This window comes from Amycolatopsis sp. NPDC021455 (genome assembly GCF_040640995.1).
In the GTDB taxonomy this organism is placed as follows: Bacteria; Actinomycetota; Actinomycetes; order Mycobacteriales; family Pseudonocardiaceae; genus Amycolatopsis.
Genome location: NZ_JBFACT010000150.1, coordinates 1 through 5,024 on the forward strand (window position 1 = coordinate 1; position 5,024 = coordinate 5,024).

General features: G+C 70.3%; 5 protein-coding genes. All 5 read left to right on the forward strand.

Annotation, left to right across the window (positions count from 1 at the left end; translation table 11 throughout):
- The first annotated feature begins 181 nt into the window (after window positions 1-181).
- The 5 genes from AB0G28_RS49105 to AB0G28_RS49125 are packed head-to-tail and all read left to right on the forward strand — an operon-like array spanning window position 182 to window position 4,877.
- Entirely contained in the window at window positions 182-625 is a 444-nt protein-coding gene (locus AB0G28_RS49105; RefSeq protein ID WP_361106547.1) for a helix-turn-helix transcriptional regulator, read from the forward strand.
- A gap of 10 nt (window positions 626-635) precedes the next feature.
- On the forward strand, window positions 636-1,046 hold the full coding sequence (locus AB0G28_RS49110) for a VOC family protein (RefSeq protein ID WP_361106550.1): 411 nt from the start codon (window positions 636-638) through the stop codon (window positions 1,044-1,046).
- Window positions 1,047-1,081: 35 nt separating this feature from the next.
- Entirely contained in the window at window positions 1,082-2,299 is a 1,218-nt protein-coding gene (locus tag AB0G28_RS49115) for an MFS transporter (protein WP_361106553.1), read from the forward strand.
- Entirely contained in the window at window positions 2,284-2,523 is a 240-nt protein-coding gene (locus AB0G28_RS49120) for an AraC family transcriptional regulator (RefSeq protein ID WP_361106556.1), read from the forward strand. Before AB0G28_RS49115 ends, AB0G28_RS49120 begins: the two co-directional genes overlap by 16 nt.
- On the forward strand, window positions 2,520-4,877 hold the full coding sequence (locus AB0G28_RS49125) for an excinuclease ABC subunit UvrA (protein ID WP_361106559.1): 2,358 nt from the start codon (window positions 2,520-2,522) through the stop codon (window positions 4,875-4,877). Before AB0G28_RS49120 ends, AB0G28_RS49125 begins: the two co-directional genes overlap by 4 nt.
- The last annotated feature ends 147 nt before the right edge of the window (window positions 4,878-5,024 follow it).

Genomic DNA, 5,024 nt, shown 5'->3' on the forward strand with positions numbered 1-5,024 from the left:
TTTCCCTGGCTCCAATCCACTCGAAAGCGTGGCACGACAACACATGCCCGACCTCGCGCGGCCACATTGCGTAATGACACGTCGATCGGGTCGGAGTCTGATGTCCTGAACGAGTCGTTCAGGACGTCCGGGCCGGGTGAAACTCCTCCGCCGGCCTCCTCCCCTATGGCAGGATCCAAGGGTGACCAGCTCCTCCGCCACGGCTCAGTACCTGCGTGACCTCGCGCTGCTGCGGCGGGTCCGCGACCGGATCGACCGGGAGTACGCCCAGCCCCTCGACGTCGAGGCGCTGGCCCGTGGCGTGAACATGTCGGCCGGGCACCTCAGCCGGCAGTTCCGGCGGGCGTACGGAGAGTCACCGTATTCCTACCTGATGACGCGGCGGATCGAACGGGCGATGGCGCTGCTGCGCAAGGGCGAGCTGAGCGTCACCGAGGTCTGCTTCACCGTCGGCTTCTCGTCGCTGGGCACCTTCAGCACGCGGTTCGCCGAGCTGGTCGGCATGCCCCCGAGCGTCTACCGCGAGCAGCAGGCCGAGGCCACCGTCGGGATGCCGCCGTGCGTCGCCAAGCAGGTCACCCGACCGATCAGGAATCGAGAAGCGCGGCCCTCGACGGCCACCTAGTGTGACCACCATGGACGTCACCATTCACGCCAGCTTCCTCCCGCACACGGACCCGGAAGCCTCGCTCGCCTTCTACCGCGACCTCCTCGGCTTCGAGGTCCGCCAGAACGTCAAGTACGGCGACATGCAGTGGATCACCGTCGGCCCGCCGAACCAGCCGGACACCTCGATCGTGCTGACGCCGGTGGCCGCGACGCCGGGCCTGACCGTCGACGAGCGCCGCATGATCGCCGAGATGATGGCCAAGGGCACCTACGCTTCGGTCAACCTGGCCACCAAGGACCTCGACGCCCTCTTCGCCAAGCTCGAGGCAGGCAACGCCGAGGTCGTCCAGGAGCCGGTCGAGCAGCCCTACGGGATCCGCGACTGCTCGTTCCGCGACCCGGCCGGCAACCTCCTGCGCATCCAGGAACTCCGCTGACCACGACCACCCCCGGGGCGCTCGGCTACGGCCAGGTGCTGCGCGACCGGCGGATCGCCGGGCTCCTGCTGGGGGACCTCCTGGCCAACGTCGGCACCGGCATGCTGCTCGTGGCCATGCCGGTCCAGACGCTCTCCCTCCACGGCGACGTCCCGAAGGCGATCGCCATCGGGCTCGTGGAGGCCGCGCCGTTCGTCCTGTCCACCGTGCTGGCCCTGGCCATCGGCCTCGGCCGGGTGCGGGTGCCGCCGCGCACGCTGCTCGTCGCCGACTGCGTGCTGCGGTCGCTCACCTTCGCGACCCTCGGCGTCCTGGCCGTCACCGGCCTGCTCACGCTGCCGGTGCTGGTCGCCGGGCTCCTCTTCGGGGCGACGTTCCGGCTGGCCGGGTCGAGCAGCCGCCGCCTGCTGGCGACGTCGGCGGCGGGCGAGGCCGGCCGGTTCTCGGTCAACGGCCTGCTCGGGCTGAACACGACGTTCGCGCTCTACATCGCCGGGCCGGTGCTGGGCGGGGTCGTCGTGGCGACGGCCGGCGCCGGGTTCGCTCTGTTCGTCGACGCGGCCGGAGCGCTCATCCTGCTGGCCGCCACGCTCGCGTGCGTCCCCCGCGGAACCGAGGGCCGCGACGCGCTGCGCGACGGCGGAACCCCCGAGTCGGGCTGGCGGATCCTGCGCCGCCGCCCGGTCGCCGCGCGGCTGCTGGTGGTCGAGTTCTTCTTCAACTTCCTGTACATGCCGGTCGAAGTCGCGCTCCCGCTGTACGTGAGCGGGACGCTGCACGCCGGCGCGTCCGGTCTGGGGGTGCTGTGGGGTGCGCTCGGGGTCGGCGCGTTCCTCGGCGCCGCGCTCGTCAACCAGCTGCGGAACCTGCCGCAGCGGCCGCTGCTGGTCGCGATCATCGGCCTGTGGGCGCTGTGCCCGATCGCGCTCGCCCTCACCGGCGATCTCACCGTGGCGCTGGTCGTGTTCGGCCTCGGCGGCCTGGTGTACGCGCCGTTCACGCCGGTCGCGTACAGCTTCCTGCAGTCCGGGCTCGCCCCCGGTGAACAGCAGCAGGTCGTCACGTTGTGGACGACCGGCGCCACGGTGGCCGCCCCGCTCGGGCTGGCCCTGGGCGGACCCTTGATCGAATTCGCCGGCAGCACGGGCGGCCTCGTGCTGTCCGGCGTGCTGACCCTCCTGCTGCTCCCGATCGCGGCCCGGGCAGTACTCGGGCGAATTCCGGAAGGAAATCCGACATGTGCCTCAGCCTGAAATCCGCCGCGCAGAAACACCTGCGTGAACTGGCGCTGCTGCGCCGCGTCCGCGATCGCATCGACCGCGAATACACGCTGCCGCCGGATGTCGAAACGCTCGCTGACACAGTCGACCTTCCGGTCGCTTTGTTCCTCCGCCGTTTCCAGGACGCCTACGGCCTTTCGCCGCACGAATACCAACAGGCCGCCGAGGCCCGAACGAAAAGCTGGAGTACCCGATGAGCAAGCACGCCGCCGACAGCCACGACCTCATCCGCGTCCACGGCGCGCGCGTGAACAACCTCAAGGACATCAGCGTCGAGCTGCCGAAGCGGCGGCTGACGGTGTTCACCGGGGTCTCCGGCTCGGGCAAGAGCTCCCTGGTGTTCAGCACGATCGCCGCCGAGTCGCAGCGGCTGATCAACGAGACCTACAGCACCTTCGTGCAGGGGTTCATGCCGACGCTGGCGAGACCCGACGTCGACGTCCTCGACGGGATCACCACCGCGATCATCGTCGACCAGGAGCGGATGGGCGCCAACCCGCACTCCACGGTCGGCACCGCCACCGACGCCAACGCGATGCTGCGGATCCTGTTCAGCCGGCTCGGGACGCCGCACATCGGCTCGCCGCAGGCGTTTTCGTTCAACGTCGCCTCGATCAGCGGCGCGGGCGCGGTCACCGTCGAGAAGGGCGGCCGGCAGATCAAGGAGCGGCGCAGCTTCAGCATCACCGGCGGCATGTGCCCGCGCTGCGAGGGCCGCGGCAAGGTCAACGACATCGACCTGACCGCGCTGTTCGACGAGAACAAGTCGCTCAACGAAGGTGCGATCACCATCCCGGGTTACAGCATGGAGGGCTGGTACGGCCGCATCTTCCGCGGGTCCGGCTTCTTCGACCCGGACAAGCCGATCAAGAAGTACACCAAGAAGCAGTTCAACGACCTGGTGTACAAGGAACCGACGAAGATCAAGGTCGAGGGCATCAACCTGACCTACTCCGGGCTGGTGCCGGCGATCCAGAAGTCCTTCCTCTCCAAGGACGTCGACGCGATGCAGCCGCACATCCGCGCGTTCGTCGAGCGGGCGGTGACGTTCCAGACCTGCCCCGACTGCGACGGCACGCGGCTGACGGCGGAGGCCCGCTCGTCGAAGATCGACGGGATCAGCATCGCCGACGCCTGCGCGATGCAGATCAGCGACCTCGCCGCGTGGGTCGGAAAGCTGGCCGAGCCGTCGGTCGCCCCGCTGCTGGACGCGCTCAAGCACACCCTCGACTCGTTCGTCGAGATCGGCCTCGGCTACCTCTCGCTCGACCGTCCATCCGGGACGCTTTCCGGCGGGGAAGCCCAGCGCACCAAGATGATCCGCCACCTCGGGTCGTCGCTCACCGACGTCACCTACGTCTTCGACGAGCCGACGATCGGCCTGCACCCGCACGACATCCAGCGCATGAACGACCTGCTGCTGCAGCTGCGCGACAAGGGAAACACGGTGCTGGTCGTCGAGCACAAGCCCGAGGCGATCGCGATCGCCGACCACGTCGTCGACCTCGGCCCGCGCGCCGGCACCGAGGGCGGCGAGATCGTCTTCGAGGGCACTGTGGACGGTCTGCGGTCCAGCGGCACGCTGACCGGACGGCACCTCGACGACCGCGCCTCGCTCAAGGATTCGGTGCGGCAGCCGTCGGGCTTCTTGGAGGTCCGCGGGGCGGCCACGCACAACCTGCAGGACGTCGACGTCGACATCCCGCTCGGCGTGCTCGTGGTGGTGACCGGGGTGGCCGGTTCCGGCAAGAGCTCGCTGATCCACGGCTCGGTGGCCGGGCAGGACGGCGTGGTGGCGATCGACCAGACCGGGATCCGCGGGTCGCGCCGGAGCAACCCGGCGACCTACACCGGGCTGCTGGAGCCGATCCGCAAGGCGTTCGCCAAGGCCAACGGCGTCAAGCCGGCGTTGTTCAGCGCCAACTCCGAGGGCGCCTGCCCCAACTGCAACGGCGCCGGCGTCGTCTACACGGACCTGGGGATCATGGCGAGCACGGCCACCCCGTGCGAGGTCTGCGACGGCAAGCGGTTCTCGGCCGAGGTGCTGGAGTACACCTTCGGCGGCCGCGACATCAGCCAGGTGCTCGCGATGCCGGTGACCGAGGCCCAGGCGTTCTTCGCTTCCGGTGACGCCGCCTTGCCGGCGGCGCACAAGATCCTCACGCACCTGGCCGACGTCGGCCTCAGCTACCTGACTTTGGGGCAGCCCCTGACGACGCTGTCCGGCGGCGAGCGGCAGCGGATCAAGCTGGCGACCCGGATGGCGGAGAAGGGCGGGGTGTACGTCCTCGACGAGCCGACGGCGGGTCTGCACCTGGCCGACGTCGAGCAGCTGCTCGGCCTGCTGGACCGGCTGGTCGACGCGGGCAAGTCGGTGATCGTCATCGAGCACCACCAGGCCGTGATGGCCCACGCGGACTGGATCATCGACCTCGGCCCCGGCGCGGGCCACGACGGCGGCCGGATCGTCTTCGAGGGCACGCCGTCGCAGCTGGTGAAGGCGCGGAAGAAGACGCTGACGGGCAAGCACCTCGCGGAGTACGTGAGCTGAGCCTCAAACGCCCCAATGTGGCGTGGGGGGGGGGGGGGGCCCCCCCCCCCCCCCACGGGGGGGGGGGGGGGGGGCCCGGGGGGGGGGCCGGCCCGGGCCGGGTGGGCGGGACGAGAGGCGGGGGGGGGGGGGGCCCGGGGGCGGGCG

Coding starts and splice junctions, on each gene's coding strand:
- AB0G28_RS49110 (WP_361106550.1), top strand. CDS start 636: ATGGACGTCACCATTCACGCCAGCTTCCTCCCGCACACGGACCCGGAA.
- AB0G28_RS49120 (WP_361106556.1), top strand. CDS start 2,284: ATGTGCCTCAGCCTGAAATCCGCCGCGCAGAAACACCTGCGTGAACTG.
- AB0G28_RS49125 (WP_361106559.1), top strand. CDS start 2,520: ATGAGCAAGCACGCCGCCGACAGCCACGACCTCATCCGCGTCCACGGC.